General features: G+C 54.3%; 8 protein-coding genes. 2 read left to right on the top strand and 6 right to left on the bottom strand.

Annotated elements, in window-relative coordinates:
• Window positions 1–101: 101 nt before the first annotated feature.
• From CA54_RS28250 to CA54_RS28235, 4 genes are all read right to left on the bottom strand, one after another.
• Window positions 102–1,379, bottom strand: a complete 1,278-nt coding sequence (locus CA54_RS28250) for an efflux RND transporter periplasmic adaptor subunit (protein WP_231963232.1) — start codon at window positions 1,377–1,379, stop codon at window positions 102–104.
• 403 nt (window positions 1,380–1,782) lie between these two features.
• Entirely contained in the window at window positions 1,783–2,988 is a 1,206-nt protein-coding gene (locus tag CA54_RS28245) for a sialidase family protein (RefSeq protein WP_146374371.1), read from the bottom strand.
• Window positions 2,989–3,167: 179 nt separating this feature from the next.
• The gene (locus tag CA54_RS28240; protein WP_146374370.1) at window positions 3,168–4,640 is read right to left on the bottom strand and encodes a hypothetical protein; all 1,473 of its coding nucleotides are present in this window, start codon (window positions 4,638–4,640) and stop codon (window positions 3,168–3,170) included.
• A 135-nt stretch (window positions 4,641–4,775) separates the two neighbouring features.
• Entirely contained in the window at window positions 4,776–7,238 is a 2,463-nt protein-coding gene (locus CA54_RS28235) for a multiheme c-type cytochrome (protein WP_146374369.1), read from the bottom strand.
• Between the two features lie 343 nt (window positions 7,239–7,581).
• Between CA54_RS28235 and CA54_RS28230 the strand changes: the two genes are divergently transcribed.
• Window positions 7,582–9,246, top strand: a complete 1,665-nt coding sequence (locus tag CA54_RS28230; protein ID WP_146374368.1) for an FAD-dependent oxidoreductase — start codon at window positions 7,582–7,584, stop codon at window positions 9,244–9,246.
• A 366-nt stretch (window positions 9,247–9,612) separates the two neighbouring features.
• Window positions 9,613–13,239, top strand: coding sequence for a calcium-binding protein (locus CA54_RS28225; RefSeq protein WP_146374367.1), 3,627 nt, complete (start codon window positions 9,613–9,615; stop codon window positions 13,237–13,239).
• Window positions 13,240–13,275: 36 nt separating this feature from the next.
• Here the strand turns inward: CA54_RS28225 and galE are convergent, their stop codons facing one another.
• The gene (gene galE, locus CA54_RS28220) at window positions 13,276–14,274 is read right to left on the bottom strand and encodes a UDP-glucose 4-epimerase GalE (protein WP_146374366.1); all 999 of its coding nucleotides are present in this window, start codon (window positions 14,272–14,274) and stop codon (window positions 13,276–13,278) included.
• Window positions 14,275–14,708: 434 nt separating this feature from the next.
• The gene (locus CA54_RS28215; RefSeq protein ID WP_146374365.1) at window positions 14,709–21,398 is read right to left on the bottom strand and encodes a family 16 glycoside hydrolase; all 6,690 of its coding nucleotides are present in this window, start codon (window positions 21,396–21,398) and stop codon (window positions 14,709–14,711) included.
• Between the last annotated feature and the right edge of the window lie 129 nt (window positions 21,399–21,527).

The following is a 21,527-nucleotide window of genomic DNA, read 5'->3' as shown; positions in this document are numbered from 1 at the left end:
TCGCGTTGTGGGGTCATTCTCATGCACATTCGGGGTGGGGTGTTTTGTATTTCACTTTTCCGTTCTCGGAGAAAGTGAAACTGCACAGTAATGCTTCTCGGCTAGTTCTTTGCCGCGGCCGTTGGCGGGATGTTGTTGACAATCACAACGTTTTGACCGGGCCGCAGACGCTCGTTCCCTTCGACTACAACTGATTCCCCCACCTGAATCGGTCCTTTGACTTGAATCAAATTGGGTGTGGCGACCCCCAGTTCCACCGGGACTGCCTTGACCGTGCCGGATTGATCCTTTCCCACTGCGACAATATAGACCAACGGTTTGGGACCACCGAGGACCAACGCGTCTTTGGGGACCATGACGGCTTTTTGCAATGGGCCGGTTGGCAATTCGACCCGTGCATACATGCCCCATTTCAACAGCGGACCCGCTTCGCTAATTTCGTTCTTCACCCGGACGCGAATCGGAACGGTTCTGGCCCGCGCATCGGCCTGCGGAATAATGGCACTGACAAATCCGGTAAAAAGTCGGTCGGGTAATGCAGGGATTTCCACGCGGACTGTCATGTCGGGTTTCACAAATGCGGCGTGATTTTCAGTCACAAATGCTTGTACTTCGACATAATCCAGTGCGACCAATTCCATCACGGGATCGCCCGACGAGACCCAGGCTCCCTCTTCTGTTTTTTTACCGATGACGTAACCATCAAATCGTGAAATCATCGTATGCTTTTTGATGCGTAATTTGAGCTCGTCGACAGACGCTTGTTGGATGGCGGCTTTGGCGCGGGCTTGCGCAATTTTTTCCGGCCGCGGACCTTCAACGGCCAACTCATAGGCGGACTTGAACTCATAATAATCCTGCTCAGCATGCGTTGCCGCTGCTTCGGCCTCTTCAATCAACTCCTGTGTCGCCGCCCGCGCATCGCGCAGGTTTTGCAGTCGGTTGCGGCGCGTGGTGGTATAGGCCATGTTGGCCTTGGCCCCCAGCATTTTGGCTTGCGCCTGCGCGATGTCTTGTTTCCGCGTCCCGTTTTCCAACTCCAAGAGCTCCTGTCGTCGCAATTCCAACTCGGCTTCGGCGGCCACCAATTTCAGTTCGATCGTTTCGGTGAGAAGTTGGACCAGCGGTTGCATCTTTGTGACGCGTTGGCCGTCACGGGCCAAAATCTTGACGACTCGTCCATCAACGGCGCTGCCGACGATGGCGCGTTTGATTGGTAGGACCGTGGCGACAAAGGATTGACCAGCCGCCATCTCTTTGGCAACAACTTTTTGGACAACAACACGCGCGGGGGGCCGCTTTTGGGCATGTGCCATGCGATCACCGGCCAAAAGCAACAAGGCGGTTAAAGCAAGTTTTATCACATGTGACGAGCTCATTATGTACTCCCAGAACACTCTGATCGACGATACTCTCCGCCCGACCAGATCGACGCTTTTGTTTTCGTGATGCGAAACAATCTCTTAGGACGTTTCGTTTCGCGGTGATTGCGGGCAATCTCCCGCCCAAACACTCAACTCCATTCGCTTGATGCCCGCTGTGGATTTGAGCTTTGGTTCGTTAGCTAGCTAATGAGAGTAACATGCCTCTCAACCTTTGGATACCTCGTTCTGACAACATACGGCGAGGAAGTCCAATGGGGGCGAGGTTAACGCTTGCTATCAAAGGGGATCCGGCCTGACTTAGAGCGCTCTGTGAATGAGCGGGCGTGGTATCCCAAGCCTTTATGCTGCTACCGTTGATGCGAGGTTATCAAAGTGTGATTTGCATGTGGGACAGTAACTATTCCTGCGAAAATGGAAGGGCATTAAACCGCACGAAAACGATCCGGTCATAACGCTTTTGCCCCGCATCGCCCGCTTCGAACAGCACACCGAATTCACCCGGCTGCAGCCGCACCATGTCGCTGTAGGCAGCTGGGCCGGTGTGAATCAACGGCCCATCGTGCCACGTGGCGGTTTCGTCGGTCGAATAGCGAATCCGTAGATCGCTGCGTCCTTTCCCCGAAGGACCATTTTCATCGGGGCCGGAGAAGAGAATCAAATCCGAGCTGTCGCCGAGTTTCGTCGAAAGTCCGCGGAGTAAGGCACATTGAACGACAGAAGGATCAAGGACAGCGACTTCCGGTGCGAACCATTTGTAGGCAGTCTCATTTGAAGGATCAAACGTTTCGCCGCCGTCGCTGCTATAAGCGCCGCCGCGCGTCCCCTGAGCTTTGCCGTTTTGATCACGGGTATTGAAATACAACCGTCCATCGTTCAGTTCCACAACGGTGGTTTCATTGGAATTCAATCCATCCTCGTAGGTAGTGTCGACCGCCCCCAGTCGCCACGTTTTTCCATGATCGTCGCTGAGAATGGCCTGCGCGCCATTGCTACCGCGGTCCGCGCCGTCGTCGCCGAGGCGGTGATCCGCAGGGATGACTAACCGGCCGCGATGTTTGCCATGTTGCAGTTGGATTGAATGGACCGGACCGGTCGCATACCAGCCCCACTCCTTTGGTTTCACATCCGCGGTGATGTTGTGGCGCGGCGCCCAATTCCGGCCGTGATCGTCGCTGTAGGTCACAAACACGAGGTCGTTTTCGACGTTAAACGGCAACCAGATCCGGCCGGGGTGTTTTTCGTCCAGCAAATCGACAACCGGTGCAGGATTGCCGACGGTGATTGGCCGAGGATCGTCCTTGTACAAATCGCGAAAATCTTTGTTGTTTTGCACAACTTGAAGTTTTTGCCATGTCGCCCCGCCGTCGTTGGAGCGTTTCGACACTAAATCAATCCGACTCGCGTCTCCCCCTTCCCGGGCCTCGCAAAACGCCAAGAGATCGCCGTTGGCTGCTTGGATGATGGCCGGGATACGAAATATCTTGTAGCCATCCTGGCCATTTTGAAAAACGGTCACCGGTGAATATTCGGCTGCGGCGGCGGGGAGGATGGATATACATACGAAGGCGATAGCGACAGCACTGCGTGAAAGCATATTTCTCATGGTGTCCTCTTTTTGCTTAGGTCGTTACCGTTTAGGCGAGCAATGAACGGCTGATGATTCAATCTTCGATTCTCAATGTACAGTATGATACGGAGGGGGGGGATAGGATGAATCAGCAATCCTATGCTGAGCTGCCGTCAACCGTTGCTTGAGACTGCGCTTGTCGGATGCCCCAGATGCTAATCCGTCAGCCAGTAGGAGAAAAGGCTGGCATTGCGGAGTGTGAAGCGGAGCGACACGGTCTGGTCCTTCAGTGCACTCAGGTCACCCTGTTTCCATTGCAATTGTTTACGGGGGGAGTCCTCGGCGACGGTTTTCGCGGCAGCAACGATTTCGCCTTGCGGGTTCAAGACTTCAACTCGCACTTGACCATTGCGAGCGTCGGCGTTGATCATCAGGTTTTGGCCGGACAATTTAAACGGTGGGGTCACGATTTGGCCTTCCGCGTCCCCCGCATCGAGCGAGATAAAGCCGTCACGCCGGAGTACAGCCAAACAGATTCCGCCACCATCGCGATCGCGTCCGGGAATCAGTTCAGTCCGACCGTTGGGGTAGGTTCCGATGTAATTGAAAGTGCTGCGCCACTTCAGGCCGGTGTAGTAGAACCACAATTCATCGTCGTGAACAATCGGAGCGGAGGGGGGCAGCAGTTGTGTGAGGTCATAAGCACCGGAGTCGATGTGTGACGGGCCGATGAACGTTTCCCGCTCTCCCAGCCGTTGCCAGTTTTTCAGGTCGCGGCTGCAAGCGAGTTGAATCAACTGAAATCCGTCGGTGTTTGGATAGTTCGGAACGGACCCGACCGCGTGATACAGGGCCGGCAGGCCGATATACAAACCCTCGTAGCGAAACACCCCCATGTTGTAGACATCGACATTATAGACACTGGGGTCGTTGTATCGCGGTTGCTGCAAAGTGGCATCGGCCAAACGATTCGCGATGTGTTGCTTGCCGCGTTCTTGGTCCAGTTCATCGGTCTGGAACACGATACCGTGATCGTCCCAAGTCTTGAAATCCTTGCTAGTGGCCAGAGCCACCGCACGGCCGAGTTGACCGCCCCGTTTGACGGTATGTATGAACAGGCCGTTTTCGGCATCAAAGCTGAAATTCCCTTCGTCAGAACTGGGGATCGCCTTGAGATCAAGTTGCTTCCAGGTAATTCCGTCGGGCGAGACGGCGAAGCCGCGGTTTAATAGCGGCGCTTTGAAACGCCGCGCGGGATCGGGATCAAGCGGATCGTAAACCGCTAGCATGATCGGCATGTTGGTCTTGGGGCCGGGCGTCCAGTTCAGACCATCCTGGCTTTGCCACAGATTGTCGTCGACGGTGATGACCCACGTCTTGTAAAGCCCCGCCTTCTCGTCCCAGACCGGCGCTGTGCGTGTTTGAATGGATTTCGTCGGCTGCGGACTACGGATTACCGTCCCCCGTTTTTCTGGCTGATGCATCTGGCGACGCAGATTGTTTTGCTGAGCGATCCCGTGATCGTCGAGGAACAACTGTCGCTGGCCGACCGGGACTTGGAAACCGGACGGCGGATTCTCCGCCGCATGGGCCTCAATTGTGACGAACAGAATCTGTCCAACCAAGGCGAACAGACTCGCCAATATCAGTCGCAGCGATATGTTATTCACGCTGGGCACTTGGAGCATTTTTTGCATTTCTGGGAGTAACTGTGTGCAACGATTGCATGCAATATCGGTCTGGATTCTCAATGTCTCTATACGCTCCATCATTTGGATGTACTGAGAATCTGTCCAATCCCACTGACAACGACGTATTGACCATTATGCCAGTTTGTTTCGCCGACGCCAACGCCATGCGACGAACCCGATTCCGATCGGCAGTCCTAGCGCAAGTGTGAATTGCAGCCAAGCGCTCATCAGCACGATCTTGTTGACGAGCACCCCATGTTCCTGATTCTCTTTTGGCAATTGGCCCGAATATTTCGCAACGTGGTGCAGGAAGCTAACTGCCAAGGATTCCTCGGGGATTTCCTTATGGCAGGCGACGCAGGTCCCTTCACGGCTGATGTGCAGTTGCTCTTCTTTATTGAATGCCCGCGAGAGCTGGAAATGATGCCCAACCGTGGCGACTTGCTTGCCTGCTTCATCGACGATTGTTGACCAATCGTGATCTAAGTTTTTGATCGGCTCCATCTGTACTTTAAACTGATTGGGCAGGATTTCCCCGTCTACGGTTTCTAGATCGACAACATGCTCTTTGTCCCAGGCACGGACCGAGTCGATTCCTAAACCGAGCGCCTTGCGGGAGGCATGGCACGATTCGCAACTCCGTACGTCTTTGGTCGTCGTATGCGGCTGAGTGGGACTCATGTCGATGGCCAGTTGTCCTTCTTCGCCTCCTTGTTCCAAGCCTGGATCGGTCTTGAAAATATGATTTAACAAAATCGGCTTGCCGTCCTCGCCGATGAGCGTCACCGAGGGCTGACAACCTGGCGCAAGTGGTGTCACGCGTCCCTCGCCGTTTATCCCGAGCATGGGTTCCTCCCATCGCAAATAGGAGCGTTGTTCCGAGACTTCTCCAGGAATCATCGTGTCGAAATCCGTTTCACCGCGATCTGTCCGGTGGGCTGGGTCATCTTGGTGCTTACGGCCGGCCGCCACCCAGTCAAATCCTTGCTTCGAGTCTTTGCATTCCGGGCATTTGTCTTTTTGCGAATAGTCGATCTTGATGTGGCAGCCATAGCATTGGGGCGTCCAACTGCTATGGCAGGTGTAGCATTCCATGCGTTCTAGGTGTCCCGCAACACCTTGCATGGCCACAACACCCTTCTGGCTGACCTTCTTTTCCGCAAATAATTTCTTGAGTGGTTGCATGCGTATGTCTTTGCCGGCTGCGGTGTGGACGATGATTTCGTTCCCGTCGCGGACTACGTTTTCATACGGGTTGCCTCGTGCGGTGATCAAATACCCGTCGAGCGGCTCGTGCACAGTTCCCTGTCGTGTCTGTTCTAATGGTTCAGTGGTCACGCCACGGGGTTTTCCGGTCGCGGGTGTCATGGCAAATTCGTCCATGAATCCGAGAGGTAAATCCCAAGGGTATCTGTCGGGCGTGCCGTGGCAATCGGCGCATTCAATTTGCACCGATGCCAGATTGGCAGCAGCCAAAAAACCGTCGCTATGGACGTCCGTCGTCGTGTGGCAATCCTGGCAGGTCATACCTTTTAGGTAATGAACGTCTTGCTCCATCGCGATATAGTGCTTCGTATGCAGCGCAGGCTGCGGTCCACCATCTTTGGCAAATGGAGAATGGTAGGGGGTCTCCATTAGCCCTTGAAACGATACGCCGATCCGTTTCCCCCGGGCGTGACAGGTGGTGCAGGTTTCGACGGGGATGCCGCTATAAGTTTTCTCATGCACGGTGACCTTCGCATCGCGCGTGCCTTGAATGGAATGTACGAGCATGTGTCCGGTTGCTTGTTTGTCGATTGACGGGTCACCCCCTTCATAGTGTCCATCGTTGCTGTAGGGGGTGTGACACGAAGCACAGCCAATGCCGCGAAAATCCCCCCGTGTTTGCCTGCCTTTGACCGCATGGTGGCAGCGTTGACATTCCTCACGAATGTAGGTGAACGCTGCTTGTGTCGGCTCTGTTCGCAAACGATACAATTCGTCGACTTTCAGAGCTTCAGGCAACGGTTCATGAGCGTCGACGAAGACGTTCGGTTCAATACGTTTGAGCCTCTCCATGTATTGACGGTACGTTATCGTACCCAGGCGATCGCCGGGATCTGCTGGGTTTTTCACGGCATAATTAGCCCAAAGGTGATTGTAGCCGGTCATGGAACCGAACGCCCAACAGACGCCTTGGATTTTCCCCGCTTCGGTCATCATCAGGCTGGTCCACTGAGTCTTGACCTGATCCGGATGGCATTGTCCACACGTTTTCTGATTGACCCAAGAGCTTGCGGGTGCGGGGTAGAATGTCTGCGGCTGTTCGCCGCCGTGCGCTTTGATTTTATCGGTTGTCTCCGTCGGGTCGCCGCCGTGGCAAATAATACAGCCGGCGGGGTCCCCTTGCTCGGTGCCGCGCTGCATAATCTGCTGCATCATTTCCGAGTCGGGTTCTCGGATCAACTCAATGCCCGCGTGGCATTTCATACAGCCGGAATTTACCGCTTCGGGGAAATGTTCTGTGATCGGATCAGCGGCAGTCACAGAACCTGGCAATGCCCAAAGCGCGCCGACTATGAGCGTGCTTTGAAAGAGGCGGAGTACAACATCCATGGTTGTGGCAATTCGTCGTTGGTTTCCTAGATCGGAAATAGACTGAAAAGCGATAACTCGCCAGCCGGAGGACTCCTTGAGCTGAAATGGTCTCCGGACGTTAGCTGAATCACGCTGACGAGACAAGGTTCGACAGCGACCCAACGAATTCACCCATTACTTTGCAGGTAGACAAATGCTTGAGTCACCTAAACCAGTAAATGTTTTACGATGTGGCGTTTCCGGACTATTGCAGCGGGAGTGTGTTGGCAGCAAGAATACCGCGACACGAATTGATCGGAGCACGAATAGCGTGCGCCCAAGTTTCACGGAATGAGATAATTGAGACTGAGGACCTATCCCAATGAAGATTGTTATCGTAGGAGGCGTGGCTGGAGGGGCTTCAGCGGCTGCACGTGCTCGACGGCTTTCGGAGGATTCCGAGATCGTGCTTGTGGAACGAGGCCCGGATGTCTCCTTTGCCAACTGCGGTCTGCCCTATTACCTGGGCGGGACCATTACTGATCGGCAGAAACTGTTGGTCGTGACGCCAGAGCGCTTGGAGGCCCGCATGCGGTTGGATGTGCGGGTCCGTTCCTCTGTCGAATCGATTGACCGCCAAGCCAAGACCGTAAGTATTCATGATCTGGAATCAGGTCGAATTTACGACGAAGCCTATGACAAATTGATCCTGGCGCCGGGAGCTGCGCCGTTGCGGCCACCGATTCCGGGGATCGACTCGCCCGGTGTATTCACGCTGCGCAATCTCCAGGACACCGACCGCATCAAAGCCATGCTTGATAACAACGTCCAGCAGGCGGTCGTGGTGGGAGCGGGGTTTATTGGACTGGAATTGGTCGAGAATCTATTGCAACTTGGCATCGACACCACAATTGTCGAATTGCAGGATCAGGTGTTGCCGCCGTTTGACAAGGAGATGTCGACGCCGCTCGCCGAACTGCTCACGCGCCGGGGAGTCAAACTGCTTCTGGGAGAATCGGCCGACCGTTTTGAAACGACGGAGACGGGAGTCGTCGTCCATACCAAATCCGGCCGCGCATTGCCGGCGCAGCTGGTTGCCTTGGGAATTGGGGTACGACCGGAAAACAAGCTGGCCGTTGACGCCGGTTTGGAGGTGGGGCCGCGTGGTGGAATTCGAGTGAACGATTCCCTGCAAACCAGTGATCCGGATATCTACGCTGTCGGTGACGCGATTGAGGTCAAGGATTATATGTCCGGCGAACCAACACAAATCCCGCTGGCCGGCCCGGCGAATCGGCAAGGGCGCATAGCCGCTGACAATGTCTTCGGCAGAGAGGTGCGTTACCGCGGAACACAGGGGACGGCTATTCTGGGGCTGTTCGATCATACGGCGGCCATGACCGGTGCATCGGAAAAGTCGCTGCAAAGAAGCGGGATTGCGTTTCGGATGATCTATGTTCATCCGGCGAACCACGCCGGATACTATCCCGGCGCCGAACAGATGACGCTCAAGTTGCTATTCGATCCCGAATCGGGACGGATTCTGGGTGCGCAGGGCATTGGCGGCGCAGGTGTGGATAAACGCATCGACGTGTTGGCGATCGCGATTCAAGCGGGCATGACTGTTTATGACCTCGAAGAAGTGGAACTCGCCTACGCACCACAATACGGTTCCGCCAAAGACCCGGTGAATATGGCGGGATTTGTGGCTGCGGGACTGTTGCGCGGTGAGCATCCCCAGATTGATGTTGTAACGCTCCTGGAGCAGTCGCCTGCAGAACGTCCGCTGCTGTTGGATGTCCGCACAGCGGAGGAGTATGCAGCTGGGCATTTCCCGGATGCGGTGAATATACCGATTGATGAATTGCGATCGCGGCTGGAGGAATTGCCAACCGATCGACGGATTGCCACTTATTGCCAAGTGGGGCAGCGGGGGTACTTGGCGACGCGGGTGCTTATGCAAGCCGGATATGATGTTGTGAATGTCAGCGGCGGCTACAAAACGTTCCGACTTTTTCATCCGGCAGAAGAATTCGCCGAGAAATAATCGGCGACACGGCAATGCGTCGGCAGCGCATTTTCCCCAAATCGTGATTGCGCGCTGTTGGCTACGCTTTAGATTGGTTTGCGGCCCCGATGCGGACGAACGAGCCTGTTTGAGACGTCTTGGAGCAGGTGTCTGCAGCGCGTTAAGCGGTCGGAAAAGACATCAATCGAGCACAAAACGATTGAATCGGCCCTAGCGGTCCGGTAGCATTGGTAAGATGCGCTAGCTTTTCGTGGGCGATTTGCAATCGTTCCCACGTCATTTAATTTGCTGATTGTTGTGCGCAGTTTGCGCAAATCTATGAGAAACGTGAACTAAGCACTGGAATCCGCAACACGCTAAGGCGTCTCCAAGAGGGATTGGTAAATGACCAAACGGGCCAACAATAAAGCTGCACGACGTTTATCTGTAACGAATCGTTCGTCCGCACTTTCATCCAGCGGGCGAGGCAATCCCTTCAGTCGGACTCTGGTGATCGAAAATCTCGAAGATCGACTGGTTCTTTCCGCGGCACCACCGATCATTATTGATGGCAATTTCGACGATTGGGATACGGCGGACTATGCTGGCGGTGTTGACCCAGCCGGCGATCCCCATGACACGGACCACACTGGTGAAAATGATGTTCCCGCGCTGGTCGATCATCCCGATGTCGACCTTTTGGAATACCGCGTCACGCATGATGCTGAGAATCTCTACTTCTATTTTCGTGCTGCGGGGGAAATTGGTCGGACACAGGATTCTTCGGGTGGCGAGCGGGCGGGGCGGTACTATGTGATCGTGACCATCGATGTCGACAACGATGTAAATACGGGATATCCGTTGCATGAAGGTGGGTATTATCCCACAACCTCCGGCTACGACATGAATGCCGAGATTGAATTTTACGATGGCGAGTTCAATACGGGGCATTATCTGAGTCACGGCGCACTTGACGAAGAAGAGCTGTATCAGGCGTTTCTGGACCAGACATCGGGTGAATTCACTGGAGACATCGAAGACATCACTGGTGAACTCCCTGAAGATGTCGTTGGTCCCTATACGCCTGGATTTGTGGATGTACGGCCCGGCGTTTACGAGCATTATACGCAATGGGTTTATCAAGAAGTCCCGCTGGAAGGAGGAGGCGTCAAAGATCAGATCATACTCGTTCAAGACAAAGGGCCGGTTTATGAAAGCATCATCACCCAAATGCGTTCGCCGGACGGGCACGAATTGGAGATGAAGGTCCCACTCAAGGGCTTCTTGGTCGATCCAGATGGCAATCCGATAATTAGTGCGGACAGCATTCTTAATCTCTCGTTTTCTTTGGAAGCGAGCGGGGAGTTGGCCAACGGGACGCCGCAGAATCCTAATGGAGAGTGGGCGTCCGATACAGGTGATCCGATTGTCGGTTATTCGATGTTCTACAATGCGACGCCGATGGTCGAGTTGGAGAACAGGGTCACCGATTTGTTCGACGGGACCGATACCACCTCCCGCGTGAAAGTGGCTGACATCGTCATTACCGACGACGCTGAGGGAGTGAACGAGTTGACGCTCACCGGAGCGGATGCGGATCTCTTCGAGATCATTGGTGATGAGTTGTTCCTGAAGGCTGGCACGGTTCTCGACAGCAGTTCCAACCCGGTTCTGGACGTCACGGTCAATGTCGACGATGGTACGGTGGGCAGCACGCCTGATGACAGTGCGGCGATGATGATCACCGTCAATGACGATGTCAACGACCCGCCCATGGTCGCATTGGACAATACGGTCACGATCCTACCAGAGGACACCGATACAACGTCGCGCGTCAAAGTAGCCGATATTGTCGTCACCGATGATGCGTTGGGCACGAACGTGCTTTCGCTGTCCGGAGCGGACGCGGGCCTGTTTGAGATCGTCGGCGATGAGCTATTCCTGAAGGCCGGCACGGTTCTTGATATCGGTTCGAATCCCGTTTTGGACGTCATTGTTGATGTCGATGATGACGCAGTCGGTACCACACCGGACGATAGCGCGGCTTTGGCAATTCAAATCGCTGATGTCAACGACCCGCCGATCGTGGGGTTAGGCAATGCGATCACCAGTCTCCTGGAAAATACCGATACGACATTCCGCCTCAAAGTCGCTGACATCGCAGTGAGCGACGATGGGCTGGGAGTGAATGTTCTTTATCTCACTGGAGCGGACGCGAATCTCTTCGAGATTATTGGTGATGAACTGTTCCTCAAGGCCGGCACGATCTTAAATTACGACAGCAATCCCATTTTAGACGTCGTCGTCAATGTTGATGACGCGTCGGTGGGGAGCACGCCCGACGACAGTGTGCCGCTTTCCATTTTTATCGTCGACGTGAACGATCCACCGATGGTCACGTTAGATAACACGGTCGACAGTTTACCGGAGAGAATCGATACGACGTTCCGCACCAAAGTGGCGGACATCGTGGTCACCGATGATACGTTGGGTGACAACGAACTCGCGCTCACCGGAGCGGACGCCAATCTGTTTGAGATTCTCGGGACCGAATTATTTCTGAAGGCCGGCGCTGTTCTCGATAGCGACTCGAATCCAGTTTTAAGCGTGACGGTCACCGTAGACGATGTAACTGTCGGCACGACCCCCGATGCCACCGTGAGTTTGGTGATCAACGTCATCCCCTTCGTCAACACTCGCCCTGTTGCCGATGCCGGAGGGCCGTATGTGTTGGGCAATCGTGATCGGATCCAACTCGATGGCAGCGGTAGCTTCGATGTGGATCAACCCGCTAACACGCTGACCTATCTTTGGGATTACGGCAACGACGGCACCTACGATGCCGTGGGAGTTCGCCCCTACATCACTGCTGCCGACTTAAACGGGAAAAGCAATATCGTCGTGCGATTGAAGGTGGTTGACGATGAAGGCGCCTCCCGATCCAACGTTGTCCGCGTGTTTGGCGAGGATACTGCTGTGCTGCGGATTCGCGGCGATTACGATGGTGTTGTCGGGCAGCGGCGAGTGGTTTCGCTCAAACTCTACGGCAGAACCGTAACGGACGGCCAATACACTTATACAGTCGATTGGGGCGATGGCAGCAAGCCGCGGGTGGTCACCGGAATCTCTGGATTGTCGATCAGCAAGATCTACAACAAACCCGGGACCTTCACAATCAGTGCCACGGCGGTGAACAACGAGACCGGCTTGAATACATCCTATTCGCGCCGCATTCGTATCGGTACGGTGCAACAGCAAGGGGATGACTTCGCCGTTTCCGGCACAAACGCCCGAGACGAATTTCGCGTGGTGACGCTTGCCGGTTCCGATCGTGTGGAAATCTTCCGCAACCGGATTTCGCTGGGCGTGCATACGGTGCCCGGCACGATCTATGCCATGGGCATGGGAGGCGACGATTGGTTCCGAGGCGATCATGGAAACTATGATGTCTACTTCGATGGCGGTCGCGGCAATAATGTTTCCTATACCTACTACGGCAACGACACGATTCTCGGTCGGGACGGCCGGGACCGCGTTTACGACTACGGTGGGGACAACTACGTCTCGGTGGGCGACGGCAACAACGTGATCAAAACCAATATCGGCGACGATTACGTCAAATCAGGTAGTGGTGATGATACGATCATTGACTTCGGCGGCAACAACATGATCGATGCCGGCGATGGAGACAACGATATTGATGTCCGCAAAGGGAACGACGTGATCATCACTGGCTCGGGCCAGGATCAAGTCAACGACCTGGGGGGCCACAACTATATCGAGGTGGGAGACGGCAGCAACGTCGTTCGCACCGGCATTGGCAACGACACGATTCTCGGCGGTGCGCAGGATGATAATATCCGCGACGATGGCGGATTCAATACCATCTACACCTTCGCCGGGAATGATTTCATCATTGCGTTCGGCAGCAGCTTTATCGACTCCGGTTCGGGAGACGATTTTGTTTTCGGCCAGTTCCGTCTGCTGGATGACGACGACGATCTGTTCACTCTTTTGGCCCGCTCCCGCTAATCGAAGGGGCGACGATGAGACTGGCTGGTCGGCGAATCAAGGTGTCGCTGTCCCGTAACCATCCGGGTGGCGTCGAAACCATTCCCACGCTGTGGCCACATTGTCCTCCAGATTGGCGAATTTCGGTTCCCAGCCGAATTCTTGACGAATACGATCACCATTGGCCCACAGTTCCGGCGGATCTCCCGGACGACGGGCACCGTACTCGAGCGGTACCTCGCGTCCAGTGACACGGATCACGGCATCAATCGTCTCGCGCACCGAATGTCCGCGGCCGATGCCCACGTTGAGAAAATCGGCGCGTCCTGGTTGCAGGTGCTGGAGTGCCAGCAGATGCGCGTCGGCGAGGTCATCCACATGCACATAGTCGCGAATGCAGGTTCCGTCCGGCGTGGGATAGTCGTTCCCAAAGACTGTGATCGATTCGCGCTGCCCCAGCGCCGTTTGTAGCAAGAGCGGCATCAGGTGTGTTTCGGGGGTGTGGTCTTCGCCGAGGCTGCCATCATCGGCGCAACCGGCGACATTAAAATACCGTAACCCGATGCACGCAAACTCAGCGTCGGCCGCCGCCTTGTCTTTGAGAATCTGTTCGACAAACAGTTTTGACCAACCGTAGGGATTGATGGGGGTCTGCCGTGTCGATTCGTTCAGCGGTAACTGTTCCGGCACGCCGTACGTCGCGCAGGTCGAACTGAATATCAAGCGGTGCACGTCGGCCGCTTGCATGGCCTCTAACAGACTCAACGTCCCGGCGGTGTTGTTGCGATAGTATTGCAGCGGAGACGTGACTGATTCGCCGACATAGGCCAATGCTGCGAAGTGCAAGACGGCTGTCACTTCATTCTCGCGCATGATCCGGGACAACTCGTCGGTTCCCGCCAAATCGAGTTCTACAAACGATGCGTCGGGATGAACAGCGGCACGGTGACCGCGGAAAAGATTGTCAACAACAACAACGCGGTGGTCATTGTGAATCAATTTACGCACCGCATGCGATCCAATATACCCTGCGCCGCCCGTCACCAAAACTGTCATGGCCCGCCTATCCATTGTTGTAAAAACGGTAGTTCCCAACGAAAACTTGCGGGAAGTATGACAAGGAACTCACCGGCGAACAACGCTAAATAGAATAGACAGCGTCGGCTTTTTAGAACGAGGCGAATGAAAAGTGGAAATAGCGCCCGTTCGTGAAACGCCATAGCGCTGTGGACGCGAGTTCTAGCCGCGAAAGGTAAGCATCGATTAGGGTTTGGGAACCGCACGAAGCACGGCGTGCACGACATAATTTTGTGGCTCGATGCGCAGTCGTTGCTCGCATCGCGGGCATTTGCCTTTGCGATTGAGCATTCGCGGGCGAATTTTTAATTTCACTCCGCAGCCAGGACAACAGATTTTTAACATTCTTCACATTCCTCGTAGCAGATGAAGGGCAGGGATGTCTGTCCCTTACGCTTGGCGACTACTGACCATCACTCCTCGATCGTACAGTCGGGGAGTGCGGCTTGTAGTGCGGCAATACCGTTGGCCGTGACAGCGGTGTCCTTCAAGTTCAATGTGCGGAGCGTTTTTAAAGAGTAGAGATGTTTCAGGCCGTCGTCGGTGATGCGTGTCCTACCGATTCGTAGGTGCTTTAATTTGGTCAATTCTTTCAGATGCACCAAACCATTGTCGCTGATATTGGTACCTTCAAAATTCAGGTCGTCTAACGTCGTGAGTTGGCTGATGTAACCTAGCCCCTCATCAGTCGTTTTTGTCCCCAAAATCCAAAGGAGGTGCAGTTTTTTGAGGTGCCTCAGTTTCGCCAATCCGGCATCGGTGATGTTAGTGGTCGGGAGGTGCAGTTGATGTAACTTCGTGAGGGTAGCGATGCCCTCGAAGCAACCGTCCCCAAGGCCTGTCCGGCTCAGGTACAAACGCTGTATATCAGGCATCTTTGCCAAGACCTGCATACTTTTATCTTTCAGCTGGACGTCGTTGAGATTCAATTGCACAATCTGCGTCAATTTCTCAAGGCGAAATAAGTCGTTGGGCTGAAACATTCCATTGTTCGACAAGTTTACGTTGGTGACACGAAACGGACGCTGTGGAAGTTTGGTGGAGTTATCGAGGTTCTGGTTCCAACCCCCTTCGCCACGAACGTGCAGCTCGCCACCGTTGTCGAGAACCCATTGTGCAGCGGCTCGTGCGGACAGGGCTCTTGGCAGTGGTTGTGTTTGTGGTTGTACTGGTTTCGATTTGGCTGCTGCCTTTTGGCCGAGTTCCCGAATTTGCAGTTTGCGGATTTCGATCGTGTTGTCGAGCACACAGAATCTGATCGCGCCGGACGTATTGTTCAGGAGATCAAATTGGTTGGACTTCGGTTTGTTCTGGAATTTTTTGTACTTGGACGTCTGGTCGATCTGCCTATTGACGATTCGTTTACCGTTGAGCGTGACGGTCACATGCAGCCCTTCGGCTCGGATGGTCATCTCGTTCCATTTCCCGGCCGGAATGCCGTTTCGATTCCAGATCGCCATCCCCGCAGAATGTTCCGGCGGAGTCATGGTCAATAAGGCTCCGTTTTTCCGTTGTGGCGGGACCCGTCGCGTTCTTTTGCCGAAATAGAACTGGGCGTTGTCGTCAATCAATTGAATTTGAGCACCTTCGTCGTGGGGATCGCCGGGGAGTCCACGATTGGAACGTAATAGGACCCGTGCCCGGCTTCCCTTGGCCAAACGGTATTGGAATGAGAACTCGTAATCATCGTAGTCGTGATCGGATGTGAGAGCGGACCAACTCTTCCCGCCCGCCGGCGCATCGCCCTGGATTGCCCCATCTAGAACCTTCCACTGTTTCGTGTTGCTAGGCGTCCAGCCGTCTAGGTTTTTGCCATTGAATAATTCGAGCCACTCGCTTGTCGGGGCGGAATGTTCCTTGGCCGTCGTTGAAGCAAATTGCCCGCCTTCTAGAATTCGCAGATTTCGAAATAAGACTCGCGATTTCTGGCCCATCAGTGCGATATGCCCGCTGCGTCGCTGAAGGCCCGGATGAGCCTTGCCGTCGGGCGTGATCACGGTCCCCGTTTGGTCGAGTTTTGTATTGAGGATCGTGACCCCATTCAGTTTGACTCTTAGCTGATTGCCGATGCAGACGATTTCCTGTGAATTCCATTCTCCCACAGGCTTTAAATGCCCCTGTTTGGCCGCTGCAACGCCATAAAGGGAACCATGGCGACTTTCGGCCGTAATCTGTTGGAATCGTTTCGCCGAATTGTCGAGGATCTGGACTTCAAGGCCGTCATAGGCTGGGTCTCCGGTCAAGGGCGTTCGCAAGCCAATTCCATTGTTGGCTTGCGCTGTGAGTTGGAATTCAAATCTCAATGTAAAGTCAGCGTATTCTTGCGCGGTGTACAAGTTGCCTTTCTCATTGGGGAGACAGACCAGATTCCCGTTTTGCACCTCGAAGCCCGCCTCATCCCCTACCCATCCATCGAGGTTTTTGCCATTGAACAGCTGTTGAAATTGCGACTCGTCCACATCGGCAGGTTGCCCGATGGGCGTTGCCACATGCGCAGTGACCGTTTGCTTGACGGATCCTTGTGGACGGGAAGGCCCGTTTGTCAGATCCATGATCTGCAGGTTTCGAAAGTCGGCCATGGACTTCGTCACCCCGATTTGAGGAAATCCGACCGCATGAATAGAATCGCGGTGATCGATGATTATTTCACCATCGACATAGACCAATAAGCGGTCACCAATGGCTGCGAGTGTCCATTGAAAATAGTCGCGATGGTCTTGTTCAGTGAATTGGACTTTCAGGTCTTTCCAACGCTCTCCTGAGACGTTTTTGCCCAGGCCAAAGCGTTTGAATTTGTCTAAGTACGCGGTGTAGGCCCCTTTTAAGTTCGACCGCAAAGACATCGTGGGATGCCATCCGCTGGTTTTCTTGATCTCAGCACGGATGATCACATCGCGATAGGGCCGACTGCCGAGGCGCACGTTGCTTTGGGGGCGAAACGTGGGCACGCCTCCTGGCTTTGTTAACTTGCCTCCTGTCGCGGGGAATGGAATCTGTTGCCAATAGCCGGTCATTAATGCACCATATTCAGTCGGCTTGCGCATTGCGGTCGAGCCGCCTAAAGCGGTCAGCGAACCGAACACGATCGATTTGGTTTCGGTCACAGATTGCGAACTTGAGCTGCCGTTTCCGAATTTTCCCACCAACCGCGGCACGGACTTATCCGTAGTTGGGATCAAGCTTTCTACGTTTTTCGGAGTCTTGGTGAGTAGTCCGGTCCCCTCAATTTTCAATTGTTCGTCGATGTACAGCCAAAACCGATCACGGTGCACTTCCAGACGATACGTGTGAAACCCGTCCGTTGTGTCGAATTTGATGTCACCGATGATTTTTCGATCGTCATGATCCATCACGAATACGCGGTCCTGCCAAGCATAGACAGTCGCTCCTCCAACAGATTGGGGAGTGACTTCATTGATTTCCACCACGTTGATGCCACGGCGGGGGTTGGTATGTTGTTCATCATTGACCTTGAGGGTTCGTTCCATGAAAACCCCAGCTTCGACCGGCGCGCTGTCGGCTCGCAGCGATGTAATCCAAAAACTACGCGTGACTTTGGAAGAATTGTGGAACAAGACGCCCTCACGTATCTCCGCTTCGGCCGCGCCTGCTTCGCTGTTGTAAATCCATCCAGCAGCTCTAGGCAATTCATTTTGACCGGCGTCATAGACCGTGACCAGCGGGTTCATATTTGCCGGATAACGCGGGTTCTCAAAATTATTGATCTCCCGAAGCACAGTCGGTCCACCCTCGTCAGCCAATTCGCCATAGAAGACATGTTGATATTCCACCCGAGAACTCGAAGTTGCTGCGAAGGTGTCTCCAAATCTTGCGGTGGGTTGCGAAATCCCGTTCATCCCTGTATTTGGTCGCACTAATTGCGGCGCTGATGCGAACTCTTTTAGCTCCCCGTCGACGAATAGCCAGAATGTGCCCTCGGCAAGTTCGAGGCGATAAGTGTGGACACGGTCCGTCGTATTCATGGAGACCGTCGTCAAGATGTTTTGATGACTGTCCCGAAGCAACAACATATTATCTTGTGCCAACAACGAGGCGGCCAAGACCTCGCCATTCATTGGCAGTGAAATATCCAATAGCGCAACGCCGGCTGTAGTCGAAGTGTGGCTTTCTTCGATTATCTTGGCGGAGGTTTCCATATAGACACCTGATGTTGCACTCTCCGATGCGGGCCACGTAGTTGTCCAGTAACTGCTGCCGTTCCCCGTGGCGTCATGGACCAGCGAATTGAGTTTCGCCTGTGCATTGCCCCCCAGATTGTCCTGTTGGAAGGTCCAACCGACATCCTGCGGTAGACCGTTGCCAGCGACGAATGTGTTGGTGGCGTTTGGACCAGTCGGTAGGGGAGACAATTTGGTGCGGATCCATTTTGCGCCCACAATTTCTCCGTGGTGTCCGTTGCCTGATGCGTCTTTCAGCTTGCTGCCACGGCCTTCGTCGAAGTGGTACAGTGCAATAGTATGCTCATCAGTTGCGAAACGTTTCTGGGGTTTAAAGTCGCCTTCGTAACGGGCGATATTGGATATCCGCAACTCCAGCATTTTGCCGGGAGGAGAACCAAGGCTCATGCCTGATTTCCAGCGGGGGTACACTTGGAAATCGGGGGGTGATTTCTTCCCATTGCGAGATGCTTCTTGACTATCGAAGTACAATGTATCGCCTTGCCCTACACCATTGATGTAGTAATCCAATCGGTTTTTATCAATTACGGCGGCGACGTGAACCGGTTGATTGTCCGTGATGGGGGTGAGTTGGTTCTGAGTAACGGATCCCGTATCAGATACAAACATCCACGGTTGCCATTTGCCGTGATTCCTCACCAGCTGCAGGCCCGAGAGCTTGAGGTAGTCCGTTTTGCCCGAGAAAGGCTTGGGGAGCAACCAAAGATCGATTGTTATGGGGCCTTTCATATTCTTAGGAAACTTGGGGAACGAAACTTCATCATCCGGACTGTCGAAATCCAATGACATCGCGTCGGCGAATGAGTCGGACGGCGCTCCCGGCGGCGTTGCAGGTCGTTGCTTCTCCCGCGTGATCGTTAACAGATTCTCCCCACCGCGCACTACGGTAAACTCGCCGTTGCCTTGGATGATTTCTTCGCCGCGCCGCACTTCATAGGCGTACGTGCCCGGTTTCAAGCGTATGTCTAACCCATCGAGACCGATTTCATATTCTTCGCTATCGGTCTTGAGAGTGACTGGTCCGCTCGCCAAAAGCTCGTCGCTCAATTCGATGCGATACGTTACGCCTCCCGAACGCCAATAAATCACGATCCCCAACAATACGAAAAACATGACTCCACCCGCAGCCACGATCCTACGATCCAGCGTTTTCCACCACGGCGGTTCGTTGCTCGATGATTGGGACCGCTTGGGGAGTTCCGCGAATTCGTCAAAGTCGTTATCGCCTTCAGCGGCAACGGTAACAGCAACATGTTCTGCGGAACTTTCTGAAGTAGCGAATTCGTCGTGCAATTCCGCGTCATAGACGGCCTTCTTCTCCTCATTCAGGAGACACAACCGCGCACCAGCTAGCTCATTCAGTAACCGTTGCGATTCCGCCAAGTGCGGGCCGGCGGCGATTTGATGCAGGTAGCTCATTTGCCTTTCGGCGGCGGCATCGATGACATCGGCGTCATCTTCAAACGGTTTGAGGCCCAGTAAGCGATAATGATTGGCGGGTTGTTCGTCGGGAGGAATCCCTAGCCATTTGTGATAAGGATCAAATTCACCGGCAACGCGCTTTGTGCGTTTGGATTTGCGCTTTTGCCGTGATTTCTTCGGCACCGGGACCGGACCGCTATCGGCCATGGATGCAAAGGCACCCATTTCCTGCGAATCGCCCGCTGCGCCTGATGTGCTGTCGCGTTTAGACCGCAGATACTCGGTCAGCGACTCGGCAAAATCCTCCATCGAGGGATACCGTTCCTCCGGTTTCTTGGCCATCGCTTTCAGGCAGATCGCTTCAAGTTGGGGATCGACATCCGGTTTGTGCGATGACGGCGGTGGTGGCTCTTGGTAGAGAATCGCCGCCAACACTTCGGCCACGGCACCGCGGAAGGGACGCTTTCCGCACAGCAACTCATAGAGAATCACGCCCAGGCTATAAACGTCGGACGTTGGTCCCACCTCCTTAGATTTGCCGCGAGCTTGTTCGGGCGGCATATAGGCGGGGGTTCCCAAGATGGCTCCACTGTGCGTCAATTGCGCTTCATCGCCGGAGACCTTTCGTGCCAACCCGAAATCCATCACGACCGGCTCGCCCCGTTTGTCGATCATGATGTTCGAGGGTTTTAAGTCGCGATGCACCACGTGATTTTTATGGGCTTCGCCTAAAGCGAGCGCAATTTTACGGACGGCGGCAGCGATTTTTCGGGGCGAAATTTTCTTCGATTTTGACAGCACCTCCGAGAGCGGTTGGCCTTTGATATAGGCCATAACAATGAAATAGTGGTCGCCAATTTTACCGAAATCATAGATGGGGCAGATGTGCGGTTGTCGCAGCGTGGCGGCCGCGCGGGCCTCTTGCAGAAACCGGTCGGCATCTTCTTGCGTCTCCAGGACGCCGGCACGGGGGACTTTCAAGGCGACTTCACGGTGCAGTTGCGGATCGGTCGCGCGATACACCGTACCGAATGCCCCTTCGCCGAGGACTTCCTTGATTTCGAAACGGCCGATGGACTCCGGTGTCGGTTTTCGTTTTCTAGCGGCAGTGGTTTTTCCCATTTGCGATGTGTCAATCGACGCATCCCGCAGGCTTAACGTAGGTGCTTTTCGGGTGACGTTTGCATCCAGATCATTGGGGGGAGATGCCTGAACCGAATCCATGACATCAGCGATGAGGTCCGCATATTCAGAAAAGCGAGCGACGAATGATTCGGCGGAAATGGGTTGTCCGTCCCGCCGCAATAGTTCCAATTCGACCTGCAGCAATGACTTCAGTAATTCCCGGGCGTGCGGTGCCTCGGCATTGGCCAAAAAATCTTCGATCCGCGGATGATTCCCGGATTTCCATTCGCTCTCAAATTTGTCACAAGCGGTGTCGATCTGCTGTACAACCGCGAGTGGGATGGAATCGTCAGTCATCGTCCGGCCTCATTTCCAAACAGATATCTTTCGAGGAGTTCGTCGCGACAAGACTTCGATGAAGAAGAGTCGCCTACGATCCTATTAAGTACATTCCGAACGCCATCCGAAATCCGACACAGAAAACCG

The organism is Symmachiella macrocystis, from assembly GCF_007860075.1.
GTDB classification, from domain to species: Bacteria; Planctomycetota; Planctomycetia; order Planctomycetales; family Planctomycetaceae; genus Symmachiella; species Symmachiella macrocystis.
This window is presented reverse-complemented; position numbering and strand designations above follow the sequence as displayed.